The organism is Chlamydia gallinacea 08-1274/3, assembly GCF_000471025.2.
Classification (GTDB): domain Bacteria; phylum Chlamydiota; class Chlamydiia; order Chlamydiales; family Chlamydiaceae; genus Chlamydia; species Chlamydia gallinacea.
The window spans coordinates 880,184-904,625 of sequence record NZ_CP015840.1 but is presented as its reverse complement, the minus strand read 5'-3'; the positions used below and the strand labels follow the sequence as shown (position 1 = coordinate 904,625).

The following is a 24,442-nucleotide window of genomic DNA, read 5'->3' as shown; positions in this document are numbered from 1 at the left end:
GTGTTATGACGGAAAATAGGCGTATACAAAAAGTCAATGCTGTGCTTCGTGAAGCTATCGCTAATGTCATCTTAAAAGACATTAAACACCCGAAGATTTCTAATCGTTGGATTACAGTAACTCGAGTATCATTGTCTAAAGACTTACGGTTCGCGCGTGTCTATGTTTCAATTATGCCTCATGAAAACACTCAATCCGAAACTTTAGCAGCTTTGAAATCTTCTTCCGGCTATATTGCCTATAAAGCTTCTAAAAATATTGTGCTTAAGTATTTCCCAGAACTAACATTTTATCTAGATGATATTTTTTCTCCTCAAGACCATATAGAAAATTTGCTTTGGAAAATACAACAACAAGATAAGAATTGAACTTACCTCTTTAAGAAGATTTAATACTGACGAAATTATTATGGAACTTGCTACAGAACTTAAAGAAGGCATTCTTCTTATAGATAAGCCTGAAGGAAGAACCTCATTTAGTCTTATTCGTGCTCTCACCAAATTAATTGGGGTTAAAAAAATTGGGCATGCAGGGACTTTAGATCCCTTCGCTACAGGGGTCATGGTTATGCTAATAGGACGTAAGTTTACTCGTTTATCCGATACCCTATTATTTGAAGACAAAGAGTATGCAGCTGTTGCCCATCTCGGTACAACTACGGATTCCTATGATTGTAATGGCAAGATTGTAGGTAGATCTAAAAAAATTCCAACATATCAAGAAATTCTAGAAGCATCTCAATATTTTCAAGGAGAAATCCAACAAATTCCCCCGATGTTCTCTGCTAAAAAAATTAATGGAAAAAAACTTTATGAATACGCCCGTAAAGGATTATCTATAGAGCGTCGTCACTCTACAGTTCAAGTACACTTACAAATTACTAAATACGAATATCCTCTTCTTTGTTTTTCTGTCCGCTGCAGCAAAGGAACTTATATCCGAAGTATTGCTCATGAACTAGGTAACATGTTAGGTTGTGGAGCCTATTTAGAAGAATTACGACGATTACGTAGTGGAAATTTCTCTATAGATCAATGTATTGATGGTCGTCTACTTGATTGTCCTGATTTTAACGTGTCTCCCCATCTAAGAGATTTCCATGGAAATATTTTATAGTTTAGCATCCATTGATTTCCCTTTAGATTCTATAACTATAGGTTTTTTTGATGGCTGTCACTTAGGACATCAAAAACTATTAAATTGTCTTTCTTCTTATCCAGGAAGATCTGGAATCATTACTTTTGATGTGCATCCCCAAGAGATTTTGCAACCTCCAGGACCTCGATTAATTATTAGCAAAAACGAAAAACTTCAGCGTCTGCAAAGTTTCCCTATCGATTGCTTATGTATTCTTCCCTTCACCAAAAGCTTTTCTAATCGATCAGCTGAAAATTTTATTTGTTCTCTGCATCAAGTTCTACGTTGTAAGCGCTTAGTATTGGGGTATGACTCTCGATTAGGTAAAGGAGGACTCGGAAATGCAACAACCTTACGTCCATTAACCAATGCCTTAGGAATGGAAATTACTGAGGTCCCTCCATGTAAAATCAATAATGAAATAGTTTCTAGTAAGAAAATACGCCAATTTTTATCTCAAGGCGACCTAGAAAGAGCGAATAAGCATTTGGGCTATACTTACATGTTTTCTGGGACAATTACTTCTGGCTGTGGTCTAGGAACACAATTAGGGACAGCAACAATTAATCTTCCTCAAGAAGATAGTGTGCTTCTTTGTGGAGTTTATGCATGTAAGATAGAACATAATAAACAATGTTACTTAGGAGTTATGAATTTAGGTTATGCTCCTACTGTAAATAGAAATGCTTTATGCTTGGAAGCTCATCTTTTTGATTTCCAAGAAAATATATATAACGAAACTGTTTCAGTGATTCCTCAAAAACTCTTGCGAAAAGAAAAAAAATTTTCTTCCCGTACAGAACTTGCACAAGCGATTCGCCAAGATATTCAAAATGCAAAAAACTTTTTCTCTAATTATGCAAGAACAGCATGATATCACCATCTTGGACTATATAGTCTCTACCCTCTATACGTAACTTACCTGCTTCGCGAACCCCTGAACGTCCATTATAAGTAAGCATATCGTTAAAAGTAGCCACTTCGGCGCGAATAAACCCTTTTTGAATATCTGTATGAATCTGCCCTGCTGCTTCTACAGCTGTAGAACCTTTAGAAATTGTCCAGGCCCGCGTTTCCTGAGGGCCCGTTGTAAAATAGGAAATCAAACCTAAAGTATGATACGCAGTGCGCACAAGTCTATTAAGACCTGATTCCTTTAACCCTAAGCTACTAAGAAAATCTGGTCTATCTTCGATAGGAAGAGACATAATTTCTTCTTCCAAACGTACACAAATAGGAATAACTTGAGCAACTTCTTGCTTAGCAACTTCTTCAACAGCAGCTACATACTTATTATGCATACTTTCTAAAGAGTCTTCTCCTATGTTTGCTATATACAATACAGGCTTTGCTGTGAGAAAAGGATAAGGTTTTAATTGGTGCCATTCCTCTGCTGATAAATCTAAAGTACGTACAGGATGACCACTTTCTAAATGTGCAATTACTTTATCAAGGATTGGCAATGCTGCTCCGCTATCTTTTTTCCCTTTAGCTTGCTTAGATAACTTACTATGAATACTAGTAGCAGAAGAAAAGTCCGCACATATCAATTCTAAATTAATTACAGTAATATCATCACGTGGATCTATCTTTCCTGATACATGAGTCACGTCATCATTGTCAAAACAACGAACTACATGAGCTATAGCATGCGTTTCACGAATATGAGAAAGAAAACGATTCCCCAATCCGGCCCCATCCGCAGCTCCTTTAACTAAACCTGCAATGTCCACAAACTTCATGTCAGTATAGATAACTTTCTGACTTTGACTCATCTTAGCCAAGATATCTAAACGATTATCGATAATAGGAACAATACCAACATTGGGGTCAATCGTACAAAAAGGATAGTTACAAGAAGCTACCTGAGCTCCAGTAAGAGCATTAAATAACCCGGACTTACCTACATTAGGGAGCCCAACAATCCCACATTCTGTATGCATAATCTTATCTTTTATTGATGTTATATCTCACAAAAACACTCGATTTTAGTAATTACCATTTTCCATGCCAAGCTAAAAGCCCCAGCCATCTCTTTCTTACATCCTTTTTGGGAGAGGAAAAAGCAATATAAAACTGGCCTAATTACAGACCAATATTTTTACCTAAAGAATTCTAAAGATAGAATTTTAACCATTCATACTCAATGTTCTATGGTTCTCTCTTGTGAAAAACACACTTATAAGGTAAGTTGCAGATTATTCCTAATTTAATGCTCTTTACGTTGGCCAACAATGGGCGAAAAAACAGAAAAGGCAACCCCGAAGCGTCTTCGAGACGCAAGGAAGAAAGGCCAGGTAGCGAAATCTCAAGATTTCCCTTCTGCGATTACTTTTATTGTCTCCATGTTCACAGTATTTTATTTAACATCTTTTTTCGCTCAACATTTAGGGAGTTTCTTGGCTTCTATTCTTAAAGAAGCTCCTATACATCACAATCCAAGAGTTACTTTATATTACTTACACAATTGCTTAACTTTAATCCTTACAACCTCTCTTCCTCTATTAGGAGCTGTAGGATTTGTAGGCCTTCTAGTTGGATTTCTTGTCGTAGGGCCAACATTTTCTACTGAGGTTTTTAAACCTGACCTTAAGAAATTTAACCCTATTGATAACTTAAAGCAAAAATTTAAAGTGAAGACTTTAATCGAATTGCTTAAGTCCATGCTGAAAATTTTTGGTGCTGCGTTAATTTTATATACTACACTTAAAAATCGTGTACCTTTAATTATAGAAACTGCGGGGGTTTCCCCTATTGTTACAGCCACTATCTTTAAGCAAATTCTTCATAAAGCAGTTATATCCATTGGGATTTTTTTCTTAGTAGTTGCTGTTCTTGACTTAGTGTATCAAAGAAAAACCTTTGCCAAAGAACTCAAAATGGAAAAGTTTGAGGTTAAACAGGAATTTAAGGATACAGAAGGTAATCCGGAAATTAAAGGGCGACGAAGACAAATTGCTCAAGAAATTGCTTATGAAGATCCGTCTACCCAAATTAAACATGCAAGCACAGTGGTATCTAACCCTAAGGATATAGCTGTTGCTATTGGCTACATGCCTGAAAAATATAAAGCTCCCTGGATTATTGCTATGGGAATTAACTTGCGTGCAAAAAGAATTATTGCAGAAGCTGAAAAATATGGAATTCCAGTTATGAGAAATGTCCCTTTAGCCCACCAGCTTTGGGATGAAGGAAAAGAGTTGAAGTTTATCCCAGAATCTACTTATGAAGCTGTAGGAGAAATTCTTCTTTATATTACATCTCTTAACGCGCAAAATCCTAATAATAAAAACATTAACCAATTCGATAATCTATAATGAATAAACTACTCAATTTTGTCAGTAGAACCTTTGGCGGAGAAGCAGCATTAAATATGATCAATAAATCAAGCGACCTCATCCTCGCTTTGTGGATGATTGGCGTTGTTTTGATGATCATCTTACCTCTGCCTCCAACCATTGTGGACTTGATGATTACCATTAATTTGGCTGTCTCCGTCTTCCTGCTAATGGTAGCTTTATACATTCCTAGCGCTCTACAATTATCTGTTTTCCCTTCCCTACTCTTAATTACAACTATGTTCCGGTTGGGAATTAACATTTCTTCCTCACGACAAATTCTACTCAAGGCATATGCAGGTCACGTTATTCAAGCATTCGGTGATTTCGTGGTAGGAGGAAACTATGTTGTTGGATTTATCATCTTCCTTATCATCACGATTATCCAGTTCATTGTTGTTACTAAAGGTGCTGAGCGTGTTGCTGAAGTCGCTGCGAGATTCCGTTTAGATGCTATGCCCGGTAAGCAAATGGCTATTGATGCAGATTTACGTGCCGGAATGATTGATGCGCAACAAGCACGTGATAAACGGGCTATGATTCAAAAAGAAAGTGAGCTTTATGGAGCCATGGATGGTGCTATGAAGTTCATTAAAGGAGACGTCATTGCTGGTATCGTTATCTCCTTAATTAATATCGTAGGAGGTTTGACTATTGGCGTCACCATGCATGGCATGGATTTAGCTCAAGCTGCCCATGTATATACACTATTATCCATAGGAGACGGATTAGTTTCTCAAATTCCCTCCTTACTGATCTCACTAACTGCTGGTATTGTAACTACTCGAGTATCTAGTGATAAAAATACAAACTTAGGTAAGGAAATCTCCTCACAATTGGTTAAAGAACCTAGAGCTTTGCTATTAGCTGCAGCGGCAACGTTAGGGGTAGGCTTCTTTAAAGGGTTCCCTTTATGGTCATTCGCTATTTTAGCTCTTCTCTTTGGTATTCTTGGGGTTATTCTGCTTGCCAAAAAAAACTCTTCATCTCAAAAAGGTGGAAATGCTTCTACCACAGTGGGAGCTGCTAATGATGGTTCTGCTACAGCGGGAGATAATCCTGATGATTATTCATTAACTCTCCCTGTGATTTTAGAATTAGGTAAAGATCTTTCCAAGCTTATCCAACAAAGGACAAAATCTGGGCAGAGCTTTATTGATGATATGATCCCTAAAATGCGCCAAGCTTTATATCATGATATCGGTATCCGTTATCCAGGGATTCATGTGAGAACTGACTCACCTTCCTTAGAAGGTCATGATTACATGATTCTTTTAAATGAGGTTCCTTATGTGCGTGGGAAGATACCTGCAAATCACGTATTAACTAATGAAGTAGAAGAGAATCTCAAGCGATACAATCTTCCGTTTATTACCTATAAAAATGCTGCTGGACTTCCTTCTGCTTGGGTAAGCGAAGATGCTAAAGCAATCCTGGAAAAAGCTGCTATTAAATATTGGACTCCGTTAGAAGTAATTATTCTTCACTTATCCTATTTCTTCCATAAAAGCTCCCAAGAATTCCTAGGAATTCAAGAAGTACGTTCTATGATTGAATTTATGGAACGTTCCTTCCCTGATCTTGTAAAAGAAGTCACAAGGCTCATTCCTCTACAAAAACTTACAGAAATCTTTAAGCGTTTAGTTCAAGAACAAATATCGATTAAAGATTTACGAACCATTTTGGAATCATTAAGTGAATGGGCTCAAACAGAAAAAGATACTGTTTTGCTTACAGAATACGTACGCTCCTCTCTAAAGCTCTATATTAGCTTTAAGTTTTCTCAAGGACAATCTGCAATTTCTGTTTATCTTCTTGACCCTGAAATTGAAGAGATGATTCGAGGAGCTATTAAACAAACCTCTGCTGGCTCCTATCTAGCTTTGGATCCCGACTCTGTTAATCTCATTTTAAAATCTATGAGGAATACGATTACACCAACTCCTCCTGGAGGACAACCCCCCGTATTATTGACAGCAATTGATGTAAGACGCTATGTAAGAAAATTAATAGAGACTGAATTTCCCGATATCGCTGTAATTTCTTATCAAGAAATTCTCCCAGAAATTCGTATTCAGCCATTGGGAAGAATTCAGATTTTCTAAATATCTGTTTTTTCTTAGCGAGGGTATATGGCGGCATCTGGAGGTGCAGGAGGCTTAGGCAGAGCAAATGCTGTTGACGTAGCTCAAGTACAACAAGCAGCAGCAACAGCAGATGCCAAAGAAATCATTGCCACGCAAGAGCAATCAAGTATCAGCCTGATTAAGGATAACCAAGACGTATCCAACCCTGCAGCAGCTACCCGAACAAAGAAAAAAGAAGAAAAGTTCCAGACTTTAGAATCTAGAAGAAAGGGAGGGGCCGCACAGACAGAGAAAAAGTCTGAGGCCACAGAAGAAAAATCTGATGCAGATCTTGCAGATAAATATACAGAAAATAATTCCGAAATCTCCGCAGGAGATTTAAGAAGCATTCGCGATTCCCTAAAAAATGATGCTTCTGAAGATGACATATTAAGTCTTTTGCAATCTAAATTCTCAGATCCTGCATTACAGAGCATTGCATTAGATTACCTAATTCAAACAACTCCCAATGCCCAAGGTGCTTTAAAAGATACTTTAGTTAGAGCCCAACAACGCCATACTCAACAGAATCACCAAGCAGTTGTTGGTGGGAAAAATATTTTATTTGCTTCGCAAGAATATGCTTCAGCTCTCAATGTTTCTGCTCCTAGCTTACGATCCCTCTACCTAGAAGTCACTTCCAACTTTCATACGTGTGACAGTTTACTCCAAATGTTACAGTCACGTTATAACTATGAGGAAATGGCTACTGTTTCTTCTTTTCTACTGAAAGGGATGTCTGCTGACTTAAAATCTGAAGGAGCGTCCATAGAGCCTGCTAAACTGCAGGTTTTAATGACAGAAACTCGCAATCTTCAGGCAGTAATTAGCGGTTATGATTTCTTTCAAATAAAACTTCCTACTCTTACAGCATCATTAAAAGCGGAAGGAGTGTCTCTCCCTGAAGACCTAACATTTCAAAAAGTCGGCGACACTTTCTTTTCGTTAATTGGTGATAAGTTTCCTACTGCATCTAAAATGGAACGTGCTGTTCGTGGACTTGTGGGAGATGACGTCGATGCTGTATCGTCAATACTCAACCTTTTTTTCACAGCTATAAGGGGAACATCCCCTAGATTATTTTCTTCGGCGGATAAACGACAGCAACTTGCAACTATGTTAGCCAATGCATTAGATTCCGTAAATATTAATAACGAAAACTACCCTAAACCTACCGATTTTCCTAAACCGTATCCTTGGTCATAACTCTACTTTTGGTACTATGCAAAATCAATTCGAACAACTTTTAGAAGATTTAGGTAAGCAACTTAATGCTTCACTGGCTCCTGACAAAAATCAAGCGTGCGTGATTCGCTTTAACAATATAGATGTACCTATACAAATTGAAGAAGATGGAAATTCGGGAGATATTGTAGTGGGGACTATACTAGGGTTACTGCCAGAAAATGTATTTAGAGAACGTATTTTCAAAGCAGCACTTTCAGTAAATGCCTCCCCACAATCCAATATTAAAGGTATTCTTGGCTATGGTGAGTTAACCCAACAATTGTACTTATCTGATGTATTAAATATGAACTATTTAAATGGAGAAAAGCTTTTTCATTATTTAAATTTCTTCTCTATGCATGCTAAAATTTGGATCTCTGCATTACAAACAGGGAATCTTCCTGATTTACATATGTTAGGAATGTATCACCTATAATTCTATTTAGGGGAGAGGCGAGCATCTTTACATAAAAAGAACTAAACACTATTTCTGAGTTCATTTCTTTTAATCTTTTGGATTTCAGCTTTTTATGTATTCTGCACATAGGACTTATGACTCCATTTTCTCAAGCCATACGCTATATCCAAAATTCTCCAGCGAAGCATTGTTGGAAAATCCTTGGGACGCTTCCTAAGCATGGAATTGCTGTCCCCCTATTTTCTCTGCATACGCAAAACAGCTGTGGTATTGGAGAGTACTTAGATTTACTTCCTCTTATTTCCTGGTGCCGACAACATGGGTTACAAATTATCCAAATCCTTCCTATTAATGATAGTGACGATAGTAGTCCCTACAATAGCTTAAGTTCCGTTGCTCTAAATCCGTTACATCTTTCCTTATATGATCTCCAGTATATCCAGGATATTCCTAATGCTAATGCTCAAATTACAATGATGCAGCAGCTATGCAAGCTTCCTTATGTACACTATTCTCAATTAAGAGCTGCCAAATGGAAATTCCTAGATGATTATTATCGTTATGCCTTACATAGGGGGGCTCTCAAAAATGAGGAATTTCAAATTTTTTGTGAAAAAGAGAAATATTGGTTACGGCCATACGCAGTATTTCGTTCTATCAAACGACACTTAAACAACGCACCTATCAATAATTGGCCTAAAACCTATACAGACATAAAAAACTTTTCTGCTATTGAGAAACAATTTTCTTATGAGTGTAGTTTTTTCTCCTACCTCCAATTTTTATGTTTCTCACAAATGTCTCGAGTAAAAGACTTTGCTGATGACAACCAAATTTTCCTTAAAGGAGACCTTCCTATTCTTATTAGTAAAGATAGCTGTGATGTTTGGTACTATCGTCAGTTTTTTTCCTCTTTTGGTTCTGTAGGCGCACCTCCCGATATTTATAATGCTGAGGGACAAAATTGGCATCTTCCTATTTACAATTGGAATAACTTAAAAAAAGACAACTATTTCTGGTGGAAAGTCCGCTTACGTTATGCGGAAAACTTTTACTCTATTTATCGTCTAGATCATATTTCAGGCTTATTTCGTTTTTGGGTTGTGGATGCTAAAGGAAAGGGAAGATTTGAACCCGCCTATTCTCAAGAATATATCGAACAAGGGATGGATATTCTTACTCACTTACTGAAAGCATCGAGAATGCTTCCTATAGGAGAGGACTTGGGAAGTGTTCCTCAGGATATTAAACAAACTTTGTTCAAACTAGGTATCTGTGGAACACGAATTCCTCGCTGGGAGCGCCATTGGGATAGCGATGGGAGTTTTATTCCATTTGATGAGTATCCCCCACTATCTGTGACCTCCTTATCTACACATGATTCTGATACCCTAGCCCTCTGGTGGAAACATTCCCCAAAAGAAGCTCAAGCTTTTGCTCAATTTCTTGGACTATCTTTCACACCCACCCTTTCTGAAGAAGACCAACGTTATATTCTCCAACTATCTCATAAAACTTCTTCTATTTTTCATATTAATCTACTCAATGATTACCTTGCGCTTTGCCCAGATTTAGTATCTAAAAATTTACAGTATGAGCGTATTAATATTCCGGGAAGAATCTCTAAACATAATTGGGTGTATAAAGTGCAACCCTCTATAGAAAGACTCTCCACTCATGAAAAATTCAATGAAAATATCTCATTTATTCTTTCTAGCCTTTAGATGTTCATTAAGTACTTAAAATAAATTTGAATTGGGAGTAATCAAAATTTTTTGAATAAAAAATCTTTCCCATATATTGGGAAACGTCTAACATAGGATCCTTTCATCGTATGTGTCCTACACCTTGCGATAATTAAAGTTAATCATAGGGAAATCATGTCAAGAAAGTGTCCACTTACAGGGAAACGGCCTCGTCGCGGAAATAGTTACACCATGCGAGGTATTGCCAAAAAGAAAAAAGGAATTGGTTTAAAGGTCACAGGGAAAACTAAAAGGCGTTTCTTCCCCAATATGGTGACGAAAAAGCTCTGGTCTGTAGAACAAAATCGGTTTCTCAAACTTACAATCTCTACTTCAGCCCTCCGTCTTATTGATAAGCTCGGTTTAGAAAAAGTAATTGCTAGATCTAAAAGCAAAGGTTGCTAAGCCATATTCAAGTAAAATAAGGGAAATGTCGTGTCTTCCTTAAGGTATTTTATTTCCCTTTTACGTTCTCAAAATGAGCTTGTTGATATTTTTGCACCCGTAGATCCTTATCTAGAAATAGCAGAAATTCATCGTCGAGTTATTCAAAATCAAGGTCCCGCTCTCTTATTTCACAATGTTCAAGGATCTTCATTTCCTGTATTAACGAATCTTTTTGGGACACAAAAGCGGGTAGATCTAATATTTTCTACTATTCCTGAAAATTTAGTATCTCAAGCTATTCAGCTACTTTCCTCTCCCCCGAAATTCTCTCATTTCTGGAAGCACCGTAAGCTGTTACGCCGCTGTTTATCTCTAGGACTCCGACACTCTTATATTTCAAAATTTCCTTACCAACAGATGTCCTCGGTGGATTTAAACCGCTTACCCATACTCACTTGCTGGCCCGAAGACGGAGGAGCTTTTCTCACCCTGCCTCTTGTCTATACAGAATCTCCTAGCTCGAAAATCCCCAATCTAGGCATGTACCGCATGCAAAGGTTTGATCATCAAACATTAGGGCTCCATTTTCAAATTCACAAAGGGGGAGGAATGCATTTTTATGAAGCTGAACAAAAAAATCATCATCTTCCTATTACCGTATTTTTATCCGGGAACCCCTTCCTTATTCTTTCTGCTATAGCTCCCCTTCCAGAAAATATTTCTGAAATCCTTTTTTGCACATTTCTACAAGGAAAAAAATTATCCTATAGAAAAGATCCATTCACCCAACATCCCCTCATGTATGATGCTGAATTTATTCTCATAGGAGAAGGAATTGCCCATCAACGTCATCCCGAAGGACCTTTTGGAGACCATTTCGGTTACTATAGCCTACAACATGATTTCCCTATTTTTTCATGCAAAAAAATCTATCATCGCAAAGATGCTATTTACCCAGCCACAGTTGTTGGCAAACCTTACCAAGAAGATTTCTATTTAGGTAACAGGCTCCAAGAATACCTTTCTCCCCTATTTCCCCTAGTCATGCCTGGAGTTCAAAGATTAAAAAGTTATGGAGAAGCAGGTTTCCACGCATTAACAGCAGCTGTTGTCAAAGAACGCTACTGGAAAGAATCCCTTACAACAGCCTTAAGAATCCTTGGTGAGGGACAGCTATCCTTAACAAAGTTTCTTATGATCACAGATCAACTTGTGGATCTTAATGATTTTCCTAAATTGTTAGAGACCCTATTGTCACGAATGCTTCCTCATCGTGATCTCATTATTCTATCAGAAACTTCAAATGATACTTTAGATTATACTGGCCCCTCATTAAATAGAGGATCAAAAGCAATCCTTATGGGAACAGGGCCACAAATTCGGGATCTCCCCACCCACTATACAGGAAAATCCTTACCTCAGGTAACCGATATTGGAGTCTTTTGCTCAGGATGTCTTATTCTAGAAACACTGCCACAAGTATCCCCTGAAAAATTACTTTTACATCCCAGCCTAACCTCCTGGCCACTGATTGTCCTAACAGAAAATCTTGATTCTCTGGTATCAAGTCCTAAAGATTTTATCTGGAAAGTCTTTACTAGATCCTCACCAGCCACGGATATCTACTCACATTTTACTCATGTTGTCCATCACCACCCTCACTATACCTTTCCTATCATTCTAAACTCATTAATGAAACCTCATTACCCAAAAGAAGTTGTTGCTGACGAAGATACTGTACGTAGAGTTTCTCAACATTGGAACGCATATTTTTCACACACTAATTGAATTTCATTAAATTTTTACTAGATAAGTAATTGCATTTTCTTTAAAAAAAGCGCTTTTAAAAATTAAATAGATATTTCAAAAAACCTTATCCAAGACTCATACTATGAAAAACAAAGCGTATTCGCGTATAAAAATTGCTATAACATTAGGATCCTTACTTATTCTAGGTATCTTTCTAAAATCTCCTTCTCCAGATACCTTTCAGACTTTCCTTTCTTCATCAGAACCAGTAATCTATAGTAAACAATGTAATGACGAACCCCTACGAGTTCTTTGTGATGCTGTTGATCACGCAAAAAATAATGTGTTTTTAAGGATTTATCGTCTCACATCTCCTGAAGTCTATACCAGCTTTGCAAATCAGGCAAAAGCAGGCCGTACAGTAGCCATCCATTATGAAAAAATGATAGGGGTTACTGACTTTCCAAGTAGTTCAAAAGTAACTTTAGTAGAGCATCCCGTGGAAGGAAGGAAACTCATGCATCAAAAAGCTCTTGCTATTGACGATACCTATGCATGGTTAGGATCTGCAAACTACACCTATCCCTCCTTAGTCCAAGATAGTAATTTAATCATTGGACTAAAAAGTAGTGAGCTCTGCCAACACATTAAAAAAGAATCTTCAGGAGAATTTAAAATCCGTAAACAAAATGCACAATATTTCTCTTTACCTGGGGATCAAAGGAAAGCACTAGCTGCAGTATTACAACTATTAAAAACAGCCAAAAAAACCATAAGAATTGCTATGTTTGCTCTAACCTATCCCCCGATTTTTTATGAGTTAAACGAAGCACAAAAACGCGGAGTGGATGTGCAAATTCTTGTAGATAAGGATTTTAAAAAATCAGCAATTCATCAAATTGAAGCGTTAAAAGATTCCCATCTGACATTGCGAGCTAAAGTGACCCGTCACCGTCTCCATCATAAATTTGCTATTATTGATAATCGTATATTGATTACAGGTTCAGCAAATTGGTCTGAGGCCGGCTTTAACTTAAACTCTGAAGATCTGCTCATTCTGGATAACCTAACGAATAAACAATTAAAAAAATTGAATGCTATCTGGAAAGACCTAGAAAATCAGTGTGCTGTTGTGTATCCTGTAAAACAGGAAGAAGAAAAAGTGTTGCCTCTTCCTTCCCAGCAACAAGGAAAACACGCTGCTTAAACTTCGTCATCTTTACTCCAAAAGAGTAAGGAAGCCATATCGAGTACTCCTCGATTTCTAGCAATAACCCATGCCTCAGCAGCATTAGCAATCGCTTGAGCTGCTGAAGTATTGATTTTAAAAGTTTTTTTTCCTTTAGCAATTTTAAATGATACCCTTTTTTGCTTTTCTTTTTTCTGTTCTTCTTGATGCTTATTTTTTGCTTTAGGATGCATTAAATGTTGAAAATCTAAATCTAAATTACGCAACTGAGAAAGCAAAATGTTCGCTTGCTTTTTATTCAGAATTTTAAATTTATGTTGCTGGCGTTTCCTATCTTTCTCTTGATCAGCAATAGCGAGCAAAGCTAAACGTATGGCCTCATTTTTAGCAATTTCATCAGAAATTCTTTGATTCAGCGTCATTTGATGTTGTTTGCTGTCTTGCTGAATTGTCTGTGAAGGCATCGCTCCATAAGGATCAAAAGATAAAATACGCACCTTAGTCTCCAAATTTTAAATTGGAATTGTTCTTTTTACCTTTAGGTAAGTTCTTGTTACCACCATGCCCCTGATCAGAATCTGATCCTCCTCCAGAAAATCCTCCTCCGTCATCATGAACAGAAGAAGCTTCTGGCTTCCCTTGCACGACAAAACGTGAAGAGTAAGTAAACGGTTGAGGAGGACGTAACACTAATGGTGGATCTATAGCAACATTACGATATTGATAAATTAAAGGATCCGGAGGACCTCCAGGACCTTTATGATGATCAATCTCATATTTATACTCATCCAAGGAAACAGGAGTGGGAGCAAGAAAAGCTACCCCTCTCTCTGCTGGAAATAAATAAGCAGAACTTACCGTATTCATTCCTGAGGAAGCTGCAGAAGCATCATATTTCTCAAGAGAGCTCTGCTCAGGGACTGGATCAAAAATATTATTCACAGTTCTATCATTTAAAAATACTGTGGATTGCTCGTGATTAACAGTTTCCTCTTCCGTTGTTATAACTTCCCTAGGAAAACGGTAAGAACTTTCACTACGAGATCCTAATACTAAAGATCCGTCCTCCCTCCCAGGATCCCTCCCTCCAAAGGAAAAATCTGTCTGTGATTTTACTTTTTCAATACCAGGGGCTAAGTGTGTTTTTTTATCGTAAAAACTTTTAGCTATCGTTCCAGAAATCCTAGGAGGAGGAAAGCGTGTCCCGGAACTAGATAAAAAAGAACCAGGAACATAAATTGTAGAGCTTGCCCCAGAAGTAAGCAAACTTGCCATCATTTCTGCCATGGCCATTTGTTCTTTTAAAAGATCCTCCTGCATCTCTTTCTTTTCATTTTCTTTTATCGATTGTTGTACAATCCCATAACTACTATCTATTTCAAGAGATTCGACTTTCCCCGCATCCTCGCCTGTAGTAAGCACCTTAGTATTTTTTAAAGCGCTACTTTTATGCATGCTGGTACTAAAATTCTCCTGACTTAAATCAGCTAGATCCACCATACCCTCGTTTTCTATAAGAGAAGCCCTACGCAATAAAGAAGAAGTTTCCACATTAGGATCAAGTAGAGAACTGATCATTTCTCCACCAAGACGGCTTCCCGTCCAGTAGTTCACTACGTCCGAAGTAACTGCTCTTGTCGTCTGTACAGGACCAAAAGAAGCAATTGCAGAGGATTCTGAAGCACTAATACTTCCAGAAGATACCCATCCGGAAGCTAAAGAGGTCGACTGCAGAGAATCTACAGATAACCTAGAAATATCCGAAGAGCTTTTCCCTAATCCAGAAGCATCTAAATAAAACCCTCGCATCTCAGGGGAAATGCGATTATTTTTTTTATCCACCATACCTATAGAGCTAGGAAGCATCGACCTACCTTCTCCATTAGATTCAGCAATGCGAGCAGATACTCGAGAAGCTCGAGTTCCAAATCCAGAAAGAAATCCTTGGATGCTGGCGCCTATCTTTGAAAATTTCGATCGTAATCGTGATTTTAACGATGTGGAGGCTTTTTCCTGGGTTTTCTTGTACTTTCCCTCATTAATCGTTTTCTCAGTCTCATACATTGCTGTTTGTCCTGACACAGCTAGGGCTTCCTGCTTGCTTGTAGACGTAGCTTCCTTAACATCAGAGAACACTGATTTTTTCGTCCCTTCCATAGACTCTGGTTGCTTTCCAGCAACTGATGGATCCCAAGGATTTGGGCCTGATGGGGAAATATTACCGCTTCCAGAAATTACCATATTTCTTATTCTTAAAATTAAAAAAATTCAGTTAGTTACACTTTAATTTTAAAAAAAAACCAATTAATTAAAAAAAAAGAACTTAGAAACAAACAAAAAAAAACGCAAGGTGATAAACACCTTGCGAAAAAAACTTCAACATAAGAGAGAGAATTGAGCGGGTAGATGCAAGAAAGTGCATCGCTATGGCTATAGACAGGCGCTTGGCCAAACTGACCGGCAATATGAAGATTATGGAGATCTTCATATTGCCGCAGCTTCTATAGCGCAACATTAGCCCAGGCCCACTCCCTACCTTATTCCAGGTTTGTCCCGTTGTGCATGTTTTTTATCTCTTGACGTCCTTCTTTAAAGCCTTATAGTGTATTTCCCAAAGTCCTGAATATCTGTAAAAACAAACCCATCTTGATAATTAAAAATTAAAATACGGTTTGTATCGGAGATCTGCTTATCTAATAGAGAACGTACTAGCTCGTCATACTCCTTAGCGCGCTGATGGAGGTTCTTTTGGTCTTTCGAAATAAGAAACTTCGAATTCTTCCTTTTTAAACTTTTAGGTTTATTGAAAAGCTGCTCTGTTTTTTTCTGAATTACTCGAGACAAATCTCTCTTATTTCTTTTTTTCTTTGCCTCGTCGCTCATAAAAATAAAACCCTTTAAAAAACCTACAATTAATTTTACTTAAAAAAAATAATTAATTAAAAATCAAAAAATGAAATGAAAATTAAATGATTAATAGCCAGATAGTTGTTGAAACAAAAAAAGAAAAACAAAAAATAAAGATAGTATTAAGAAACAAGAAGCGGATAATCTTTAATCCTGGTATGAAGCTTTAATAGACTGAATAAACGTAGCTACTTATGAATATGTTCCTACCTCTACAGTGCTTATATTTATCTATGGCGCATTTCTTTCTCCTCCCCCAGATATGTCCTGACCTTAAGCCTGTTTTCTTTGCTCCCTATTTAGTTGCTAACTTTTACAGGTTATCTAAAGAGAAAGTCCTACTACGCGCTTTACTTCTTGGTATATTTTGTGATACTGCCTCTTCCTGTCTTTTTGGAATTCAGACTTTTTTGTATGTAATTACTAGTGCGCTTCTTTATAAAACTCACAGAATCTTTCTTAAGGATAAATGGCTCTCTCTGCCTATAATTACAATCTTCTTTTCCATAATCTTTGTTTATCTTTCGTATCCAACATTAGCATTTTTTAATTACACTATGACATGGAGCCTCTCTTCTCTAGTATCCGATACGAAATACGCTGTAATTGTAGGATTCATCTACAGTATAATCACTTATGTCCTCCCATGGATGATTACACGTAGTGCCCTCAAAATCCTAGCTTTACTAAGGAAGCTCTTATGTTATTAAAAGGGAAACCCATTGCAGATCGCATTTGCGATCAACTAAAACAAAAAATACTCTCAAGTACAGCATCTCCAGGATTTGCTTCTGTTCTCATAGGAAAAGACCCTATCTCGGAGATATATGCTCACAAAAAAATAAAGCATGCTACAGCTATGGGGATGACATCTAAACTATATCACTTACCTTCAGATGCCCCCTTAACAAATATTCTCAAACTTATCCGTAAGTTAAATACAGATGCTTCTGTTCATGGAATTTCTATACAACTCCCCCTGCCAAAACATCTGGATAACGATACAATTATTCAAGAAGTCTCCCCCGACAAAGATGTAGAATTCCTTCATCCTATGAATATGGGAAAACTACTTTTAGGCCAATTACATCCTTATGTTCCCTGTATTCCCGGAGCTATTATTGAATTATTCAATTATTACGACATTTCTTTACAAGAGAGTCATGTAGCAATTATGGGGAGCAGTTCTCTTGTGAGTAAACCTTTAGCTGCTATGCTTATGCAAAAGCACCTTGCTATATCTACAATCACTATATTTCCAACCTCTTCTAAAGTTCGTGCAGACATGCTAAAAACTACGGACATTCTGATTTCCGCATTTGGGATTCCTTTATTTGTAAAAGAACACATGCTATCTCCCCACACTATTGTGATCGATGCAGGAGTATCCTATATTGAAGGAGATCATACTACCAAGTATACTCCCATAGGAGATGTCGAGTTTAACACAGTTATTACAAAATGTCGGGCAATTTCTCCCGTTCTCGATGGAATTGAACCTGTAGCTATTGCTATGCTAATGAAAAACATATGGGAAAGTTATCAACAATCCTCTTCATAATTTTTATTACATGGACTATTCAAGGCTGTTCTTCCAAGCCCATAAGTACTACTTTTGAAGGAGAAAGTATGACTATGTCCTACCGCATTGTCCTGGGAAGAGCCTTAACACCCACAGAGAAAGAAAAGTTCAAACAAGAAATTCTATCGGTTTTTCATAAAATAGATTCGATTTACAACAATTGGAACCCTTCATCGGAACTTTCAAAAGTTAATCGAGCTCCTTCTCAAGTTCCTATTCCTATCTCTCAAGAACTTGTACAATTTCTAGAGAAAATTCAACAGCTATATGAACTATCTGAAGGAAGATTCGATCCTACACTAGGAAACTTAAAAACACTCTGGATCACGCATCTCAAATGTAATTCCCTTCCAGAGGAAAAAACATGGAAACATTTTTATGAGCAATCAGGATGGCAGCAAATTATTATTGATTTTGTTCAAGGAACTATTACAAAAAAAACTTGTCGAGTGCAGCTAGATTTGTGTGGTGTGGTTAAAGGATTCGCCGTTGATCATCTTATGACAATCTGTAACCACTTTTGTCCTAATAGCTATGTAGAATGGGGAGGAGAAATTAAAACTTCTGGAGTGCACCCTTCAGGGCGTCCTTGGAGAATTGCTTCTTCATCAATGCCAGAAGTTATAGAAATTCAGGACCAAGCTATAGCAACAAGTGGCAATTATTATCAAAAGTGGACTATTGAAGGCAAAACTTATACCCATATTCTTGATCCCCATACAGGGAAACCTCTGGACATTGTGGGTTATCCCATCATATCTGCCACAGTAATTCATCCAAACTGTGCTTTTGCCGATGCCATGGCAACTGTATTAATGACTTTTCCTAGTAAAACAGAAGCTTTAGCCTGGGCTAAAGAAAAGAATATCCGGGCCTATATTAACGATAACGCTTGAGAGCCGCCTGAGCTTCCCTTTGCTTTTCTCTTGTGATGATGGCCTGGCGTTTATCATGAAGTTTCTTTCCTCGGCAACAACCCAAGCGGACCTTGACGTAGCCTCGAGAAATAAACATACCTAAGGGAATCACTGTTATTCCTTTTTGAGCTATCTTTCCTTCTAGTTTACGAATTTCATATTTATGAAGGAGTAACTTGCGTTTTCTGCGTTCTTCATGATTATAAATATTACCAAAGCGATAGGGAGCAATACTCGCATGGATTAACCACGCCTCTCCCTTAGCAATAGACACGTAGGAATCGCTAAGGTTTCCTCCGTGGTCTCTTAACGACTTGATTTCTGTCCCAGTGAGAACGATTCCAGCATCTAGAGTTTCTAAAACTTCATAATTATGTAAGGCCTTGCGATTAGAAACTATTTCCTTACCTGACATCAATTCTCCCTATCTATAAGCAACTCAAGGATAAGTATAACAAAAAGTATTTTTTCTTCCTTATACTTAGCAAATCTCCTACTAAAATTGACTAGTAAATATCTAGAAGACCAGAAAATCTCTTTATAGTAATATCCTGATTACCTAGATCACTGAGACTCTCCAAGCCTCTAGGAAAAGATGATATCTAGTGACTTACACTGAGGAAAATATGAAGTTCGTCGTCTCTCGAAATGAATTAGGAAATCTGATAAAAAAAATTCAAAGCGTTGTTCCTCAGAACACTCCTATTCCCGTACTGACTCATGTGCTTATAGAAACATGTAATGATGAACTTGTGTTTACAGCTACAGACCTCACAGTAAGTACTCGCTGTGTTGCTAAAGCGAAAGTCTATGAGTCAGGAGCTATTTCTCTTCCTTCAAAACGATTTTTCCAACTCGTAAAAGAACTCACGGAAGCCAATCTTGAAATTTCTGCTTCTACGGGAGAAATGGCAAAAATTACATCAGGATCTTCCTGCTTCCGCCTATTAAGCATGGGAAAAGAAGATTTCCCTATGCTTCCGGACATGCAAAATTCTATAAGGTTTACCCTATCCACAGAACAACTTAAAGAAATGTTACAGCGGACCTCCTTTGCCGTTTCCCGAGAGGAAAGCCGCTACATCCTTACTGGAGTTTTATTTACGATTTCTAATGGCATCATTACTGCGGTAGGGACCGATGGAAAGCGTCTAGCAAAAATAGATATGGAAATTTCTTTAGATAAGTCCTTTGCTGGGGATTATATCATTCCTATTAAAGCTGTTGAAGAAATTATTAGGATTTGCTCTGAAGATGCTGAAGCCACGGTATTCTTAGATCAATCTAAAATTGCTGTAGAATGTGGAAGTACCTTACTCATTACGAAACTACTTTCCGGAGATTTCCCAGATTTCACTCCTGTCATCTCTACAGAAAGCAGTGTTCGTCTCGACTTACACCGTGAAGAACTCATTTCCTTATTAAAACAAGTCTCCCTATTTACTAATGAATCTTCTCACTCTGTAAAATTTACCTTTACTCCTGGAGAGCTAACCCTAACAGCAAACTGTACAAAAGTGGGAGAAGGAAAAGTCAGTATGGCGGTAAACTACTCTGGAGAGCTTCTAGAAATTGCCTTCAATCCTTTCTTCTTTCTAGATATTTTAAAACACAGTAAAGATGAACTCGTTTGTTTAGGAATTTCAGATTCTTATAATCCCGGAATTATTACAGATTCTACGCGCAGTCTATTTGTAATTATGCCTATGCGATTACATGATGATTAATGAATGTTCGCTCTCTCTGTCTTAGAAACTTTAGAAATTACAAAAGTACGGAGATTACTTTTTCTCCAGGAATAAATTATATTTTTGGAGAAAATGCCCAAGGAAAAACTAACCTCCTGGAATCCCTTTATGTATTAGCTTTGGGAAGATCATTTAGAACTCCCCATTTACTTGATGCTATTTCTTTTGGAGCTTCGTATTTCTTCTTAGAGATGACCTTTGATGACTGCGAAGACACATCTCATACACTATCGCTATATGTCGATAAACAGGGGAAAAAAATTATTTATGACCAATCCCCTATGAAAACACTTTCCCAATTAATTGGAGTATTGCCCATTGTATTATTCTCATATAAAGACCGGTTTCTCATTTCTGGAACACCTTCCAACCGTAGGTTATTTCTGAACCTCCTACTATCCCAATGTAATAGTCAGTATAAATATGCCCTTACCTATTATCATCGCGCGCTATTACAAAGAAACACACTTTTAAAAACAAAAAATACTTCTACTTTATCTGTTTGGGATGAGCAACTTGCTACTTCAGGAGCCTATCTTTCACTATGCCGGTATCTCTGCTGCAATCAACTCAATGAATTCCTACATACTTTATGGAGCAATACTCTAAAAGAACAGCTAAGAATAAAATTTAAAAGTTCATTACTCAAACAGGACGCTATATCACAAGAAACTCTTGCTAAAGAGCTTCATAAACAACTTGCCTCATCATTAACCCGAGACCTAGAGTTAGGAAATACCTCAGTAGGCCCACATCGTGATGATTTCATACTCATGGTAAACCATTTACCAGCAGCGCAATTTTCTAGTGAAGGTCAAAAACATACTCTACTTGCTACTCTAAGGCTCGCCGAATGCCTTTATATTCGAGATAGTTATCATATATGTCCTCTATTCTGTATAGATGATATTCATTCAGGATTAGATAACCAACGCATCTCTCAATTCTTAGACCTAGCTCCTACTTTAGGTCAGACGTTTATAACATCAACATCTTTCCTAGACCACCCACTAATTATTAACAGCCGATCTTTTTATATTCATCAAGCTCAAGTACTTTCACATTCTTTATTAAACAAAAACCACAATTAATTATCTTAAATAAGTTAATTAAACAATCTAGATTTTAATAATAAACTTATTAAAATAATTATATCGGTGTGCAAATGAATAAATTATTATTAATTTTACTTTTTCTAATATCAAGTCCCTCAATTGTGGCAGATACTTCTATAATCCAAAAACTTCCTTCAGGAATTAGTGGGATTAAAGAAACTTCGACACAAAAAGAGTCTGTAATCTGTATTCATGCATTTCTAAGATCCTATAGATCCTTAAAACCTATTGGAAATCTCTTGGAAAAAGAAAACTACGACATATTTATATGGAATTATGAAACAAGGAAATTCACATTAGAAAAACATGCCGATCATTTAATCAGCCTAATTAAAAAAATTGCAGAGCTAAAACCTGGCGTTCCCATAAATTTTGTTACTCACTCTATAGGAGGAGTAATCGCTCGTGTCGCCCTATCAAGGCCCGATTGCCCTCAAGAAGCAAAGTGCGGAAAAGCTATTCTGATGGCACCACCAAATGCAGGGTCTACCTTAGCAAGACGTTACAGATCCCTAGCTATTGTACAAGTTGTCTTTGGAGGAAAACTTGGACGACAACTACTAACCTACTGCCCCACAAAAATGCTAAATATCGCAAAAATTCCTTCTACAGTTGATGTGCTTATCCTAAGTGGAAATAAGCGAAGTAAATTCATTCCCTTCCGTCTAGAATACGAAAATGACGGGAAAGTCTGTACTATAGAAACTTGTTTAGATACGCCTCATCAAGCCTATATAATTAATACCAACCATACATATATCATTACGAATAAGAAATCCTTATTCTTAATGAGAGAATTCTTGAAACATGGCAGTAAGACAAGCGCCTTCCAAGCAAGGTCTTCAGATATAGAGCAGAAAGTCAAAGAGGATAGGAAGAAAAACTCTCGACTAAATACGAACAAAAACAGGGACATCTATGTTATCCACTGTTTTGGTTCGCACCCCTATAACCTTTATGGATTTCCCAAAAATTGGAAAACTAAATCCCTACAAACAAACGAAACACATCCTGAAATGTTAGAACAATAAAGAAAATAATTAACAATAGAGAAAAAGGAATTAATAGTTTTTCTACAAGTTGCATATTCAAGCGACGACGTGTGACTATTTCCCAAAGACATAAGACAATGTAGCCACCATCTAAAATAGGAATAGGAAGCAAATTTAAAACAGATAAATTCATACTCACTAGCCCTATCCAAAATAAAGCCTCAGATAACCCTAATGACCATCCCTTATGCAGCATATGAACAATACCTATAGGTCCTGATAACCACTGCAAGTGTAGCCGGCCAAAAATTAAAGCTTGAATCGTTCGCAAGCTATCCTTAAAAATATTCCACATTAATGTACCGGGGAAAGGGTTATATTTTACATTAGCGTCCTGTAAAGGAATACCCAAAGACATGCGTTGCTTTTCCATTTCGATTTTCTCTAAATAATAACGCCGCTGCTCTTGATTTCTTAATTTCTTTGCTACCTCGCGACGTTGATTTAAAAGTTTATCGGAATAAATACTAATCCAAGGCTTTGGTTGAATAGGAGGCAATAAGCGATACACCCCCGACTGTCTTAGCTCATGCTTACTTCCTAAAGATTGAATGATTTTTAAAAGGTCATTCGCATTGTAAGAATTCAGAAAACGCTGGTTAGCGATAGAAGTATCTACTTCCTCCAATTGTTCTGCTGTCATGCTTTGTACAATTATCGATACCTTGTGATCTTGTAGTAAGCGAAGAATGTCAATACTATTACTTACGGGTATACTATCTATAGCTAAAATACGATCACCAAGTTCTAATTTTTTTTCTATATGGGGGAAAGAAGATTCTGGATCTATAGGATCCAACTGCCCTTCTATATAACCATAGCTATTTACTATGTAAGGTATTGTATATAAAGAAGACCACTTACCTTTAATACCGGCTTCATACTGATTATCAATAAGTTCGTTTCTTACGTAGGAAGACAAATATAAAGTGCCTGCTCGTACTCTAGGGATGCGCAAAAATAATTCTTGATCGTTACGTAAAACTTTAATGAAAGCATAAGCTTCTTCAAGCATTTGAGAAATTTGGACAGGAGAAAATAATAATTCTCCATCCATCCACACTAAACGGTCTCCGGCCTGCATGCCAACATCTGCCATAGGTGAATGTTGTACAATAGGTTCGTTATACCGATATAACAAGTAACTAGCTCCTGCAAGAGGAATACCCAATTTATTCACATTAAATTCTGTATCAATAGCAAAGGGACTTGCTGCATCATTAGATAAATAGGCTGGATGTAATCCTTGTAAAGATAAATAACCATCTAATAAAGCCGCGGTGATGGCATCTTTATCAGAAAAATAGCTCTTATTATTGCAAGTTAGGATTTCGTCCCCTAACTTTAATCCCTTGTCTCTAAGTACAGGATGAGCCCAACCAACAATATTCGAGTATTCTGAATACGCTTTCGTTCTTCCACCGCAAATATAAAGAGCTCCAAAAACAATAAATGCTAACAAAATATTTGCCAGAGGCCCTGCAATAAGAACAAAAATTCTTTTCCAAGGAGACTTACTAAAAAAACCGTGAGGAATGTCATACACAGAATCTTGGTTCGTAACGCCTTTTTCTTTTTTATCCATTCCTTTAATACGGACATACCCTCCGAAAGGAAAGACACCTATACGGTATTCTATGTTCCTAATCTTTTTTTTATATAAAGCGGGACCAAAACCAATGCTAAAACTCTCTACAGCCATACCAACACTCTTGGCTGCTAGTAAATGACCTAACTCATGGATCAATACCAAAACCCCTAAAGCTAGGGCTGCAAGAATCAAATATATTATTGTCATATGTGTA

The 24,442-nt window shown here is 37.2% G+C and carries 23 protein-coding genes; 17 read left to right on the top strand and 6 right to left on the bottom strand.

Annotated elements, in window-relative coordinates:
• Positions 1–5: 5 nt before the first annotated feature.
• Genes rbfA through M787_RS04070 form a run of 3 tightly spaced genes read left to right on the top strand, consistent with a single transcriptional unit; the run spans position 6 to position 2,011 of the window.
• Positions 6–368 (top strand): 30S ribosome-binding factor RbfA, encoded by a 363-nt coding sequence (gene rbfA, locus M787_RS04080; RefSeq protein ID WP_021828306.1) that lies wholly within the window; start codon positions 6–8, stop codon positions 366–368.
• Positions 369–408: 40 nt separating this feature from the next.
• Positions 409–1,116 carry a tRNA pseudouridine(55) synthase TruB gene (gene truB, locus M787_RS04075; RefSeq protein WP_021828305.1) on the top strand — a complete coding sequence of 236 codons (708 nt, stop codon included), beginning with the start codon at positions 409–411 and terminating at the stop codon, positions 1,114–1,116.
• Positions 1,100–2,011: a bifunctional riboflavin kinase/FAD synthetase gene (locus tag M787_RS04070; protein WP_021828304.1), complete on the top strand. Its 912-nt coding sequence runs from the start codon at positions 1,100–1,102 to the stop codon at positions 2,009–2,011. Before truB ends, M787_RS04070 begins: the two co-directional genes overlap by 17 nt.
• Here M787_RS04070 and ychF read toward each other — a convergent pair.
• On the bottom strand, positions 1,989–3,080 hold the full coding sequence (ychF, locus tag M787_RS04065) for a redox-regulated ATPase YchF (RefSeq protein WP_021828303.1): 1,092 nt from the start codon (positions 3,078–3,080) through the stop codon (positions 1,989–1,991). The two genes, M787_RS04070 and ychF, sit on opposite strands and share 23 nt — an antisense overlap.
• Positions 3,081–3,371: 291 nt before the next feature.
• Here ychF and sctU point away from each other — a divergent pair, with 291 nt between their 5' ends.
• From sctU to M787_RS04025, 8 genes are all read left to right on the top strand, one after another.
• The gene (sctU, locus tag M787_RS04060) at positions 3,372–4,454 is read left to right on the top strand and encodes a type III secretion system export apparatus subunit SctU (RefSeq protein WP_021828302.1); all 1,083 of its coding nucleotides are present in this window, start codon (positions 3,372–3,374) and stop codon (positions 4,452–4,454) included.
• Positions 4,454–6,580: a type III secretion system export apparatus subunit SctV gene (gene sctV, locus M787_RS04055; RefSeq protein ID WP_021828301.1), complete on the top strand. Its 2,127-nt coding sequence runs from the start codon at positions 4,454–4,456 to the stop codon at positions 6,578–6,580. Before sctU ends, sctV begins: the two co-directional genes overlap by 1 nt.
• Positions 6,581–6,607: 27 nt before the next feature.
• Positions 6,608–7,807: a type III secretion system gatekeeper subunit SctW gene (sctW, locus tag M787_RS04050; protein WP_021828300.1), complete on the top strand. Its 1,200-nt coding sequence runs from the start codon at positions 6,608–6,610 to the stop codon at positions 7,805–7,807.
• A gap of 16 nt (positions 7,808–7,823) precedes the next feature.
• Positions 7,824–8,264, top strand: a complete 441-nt coding sequence (locus tag M787_RS04045) for a CesT family type III secretion system chaperone (protein WP_021828299.1) — start codon at positions 7,824–7,826, stop codon at positions 8,262–8,264.
• Positions 8,265–8,380: 116 nt separating this feature from the next.
• The gene (locus M787_RS04040; RefSeq protein WP_021828298.1) at positions 8,381–9,970 is read left to right on the top strand and encodes a 4-alpha-glucanotransferase; all 1,590 of its coding nucleotides are present in this window, start codon (positions 8,381–8,383) and stop codon (positions 9,968–9,970) included.
• 156 nt (positions 9,971–10,126) lie between these two features.
• Positions 10,127–10,396, top strand: a complete 270-nt coding sequence (rpmB, locus tag M787_RS04035) for a 50S ribosomal protein L28 (RefSeq protein WP_021828297.1) — start codon at positions 10,127–10,129, stop codon at positions 10,394–10,396.
• A gap of 30 nt (positions 10,397–10,426) precedes the next feature.
• Positions 10,427–12,166, top strand: a complete 1,740-nt coding sequence (locus M787_RS04030) for a menaquinone biosynthesis decarboxylase (protein ID WP_021828296.1) — start codon at positions 10,427–10,429, stop codon at positions 12,164–12,166.
• Between the two features lie 103 nt (positions 12,167–12,269).
• Positions 12,270–13,334, top strand: coding sequence for a phospholipase D-like domain-containing protein (locus M787_RS04025; protein WP_021828295.1), 1,065 nt, complete (start codon positions 12,270–12,272; stop codon positions 13,332–13,334).
• On the opposite strand, the gene M787_RS04020 is transcribed toward M787_RS04025, so the two are convergent.
• The 3 genes from M787_RS04020 to ltuB form a co-directional block, all read right to left on the bottom strand.
• Positions 13,331–13,813 (bottom strand): hypothetical protein, encoded by a 483-nt coding sequence (locus M787_RS04020; protein WP_021828294.1) that lies wholly within the window; start codon positions 13,811–13,813, stop codon positions 13,331–13,333. The two genes, M787_RS04025 and M787_RS04020, sit on opposite strands and share 4 nt — an antisense overlap.
• 1 nt (position 13,814) lies before the next feature.
• Positions 13,815–15,557 carry a hypothetical protein gene (locus M787_RS04015; RefSeq protein ID WP_021828293.1) on the bottom strand — a complete coding sequence of 581 codons (1,743 nt, stop codon included), beginning with the start codon at positions 15,555–15,557 and terminating at the stop codon, positions 13,815–13,817.
• A gap of 348 nt (positions 15,558–15,905) precedes the next feature.
• The gene (ltuB, locus tag M787_RS04010; RefSeq protein WP_021828292.1) at positions 15,906–16,199 is read right to left on the bottom strand and encodes a late transcription unit protein LtuB; all 294 of its coding nucleotides are present in this window, start codon (positions 16,197–16,199) and stop codon (positions 15,906–15,908) included.
• Between the two features lie 218 nt (positions 16,200–16,417).
• Here ltuB and mreD point away from each other — a divergent pair, with 218 nt between their 5' ends.
• Genes mreD through M787_RS03995 form a run of 3 tightly spaced genes read left to right on the top strand, consistent with a single transcriptional unit; the run spans position 16,418 to position 18,701 of the window.
• Positions 16,418–16,933: a rod shape-determining protein MreD gene (gene mreD / locus M787_RS04960; protein ID WP_021828291.1), complete on the top strand. Its 516-nt coding sequence runs from the start codon at positions 16,418–16,420 to the stop codon at positions 16,931–16,933.
• A complete protein-coding gene (locus M787_RS04000; RefSeq protein WP_021828290.1) occupies positions 16,924–17,784 on the top strand; it encodes a tetrahydrofolate dehydrogenase/cyclohydrolase catalytic domain-containing protein in 861 nt (286 codons plus the stop codon). Before mreD ends, M787_RS04000 begins: the two co-directional genes overlap by 10 nt.
• On the top strand, positions 17,754–18,701 hold the full coding sequence (locus M787_RS03995; RefSeq protein WP_034734494.1) for an FAD:protein FMN transferase: 948 nt from the start codon (positions 17,754–17,756) through the stop codon (positions 18,699–18,701). Before M787_RS04000 ends, M787_RS03995 begins: the two co-directional genes overlap by 31 nt.
• Here M787_RS03995 and smpB read toward each other — a convergent pair.
• Positions 18,685–19,137 (bottom strand): SsrA-binding protein SmpB, encoded by a 453-nt coding sequence (gene smpB / locus M787_RS03990; RefSeq protein WP_021828288.1) that lies wholly within the window; start codon positions 19,135–19,137, stop codon positions 18,685–18,687. The two genes, M787_RS03995 and smpB, sit on opposite strands and share 17 nt — an antisense overlap.
• Positions 19,138–19,348: 211 nt before the next feature.
• Here smpB and dnaN point away from each other — a divergent pair, with 211 nt between their 5' ends.
• From dnaN to M787_RS03975, 3 genes are all read left to right on the top strand, one after another.
• Positions 19,349–20,449 (top strand): DNA polymerase III subunit beta, encoded by a 1,101-nt coding sequence (gene dnaN / locus M787_RS03985; protein ID WP_021828287.1) that lies wholly within the window; start codon positions 19,349–19,351, stop codon positions 20,447–20,449.
• Positions 20,449–21,561 (top strand): DNA replication/repair protein RecF, encoded by a 1,113-nt coding sequence (gene recF, locus M787_RS03980; RefSeq protein ID WP_021828286.1) that lies wholly within the window; start codon positions 20,449–20,451, stop codon positions 21,559–21,561. The genes dnaN and recF overlap by 1 nt, the downstream gene beginning before the upstream one ends.
• Positions 21,562–21,635: 74 nt before the next feature.
• On the top strand, positions 21,636–22,616 hold the full coding sequence (locus M787_RS03975) for an esterase/lipase family protein (RefSeq protein WP_021828285.1): 981 nt from the start codon (positions 21,636–21,638) through the stop codon (positions 22,614–22,616).
• On the opposite strand, the gene M787_RS03970 is transcribed toward M787_RS03975, so the two are convergent.
• Positions 22,567–24,435 carry a site-2 protease family protein gene (locus tag M787_RS03970; protein WP_021828284.1) on the bottom strand — a complete coding sequence of 623 codons (1,869 nt, stop codon included), beginning with the start codon at positions 24,433–24,435 and terminating at the stop codon, positions 22,567–22,569. The genes M787_RS03975 and M787_RS03970 overlap by 50 nt on opposite strands.
• Positions 24,436–24,442 lie beyond the last annotated feature (7 nt).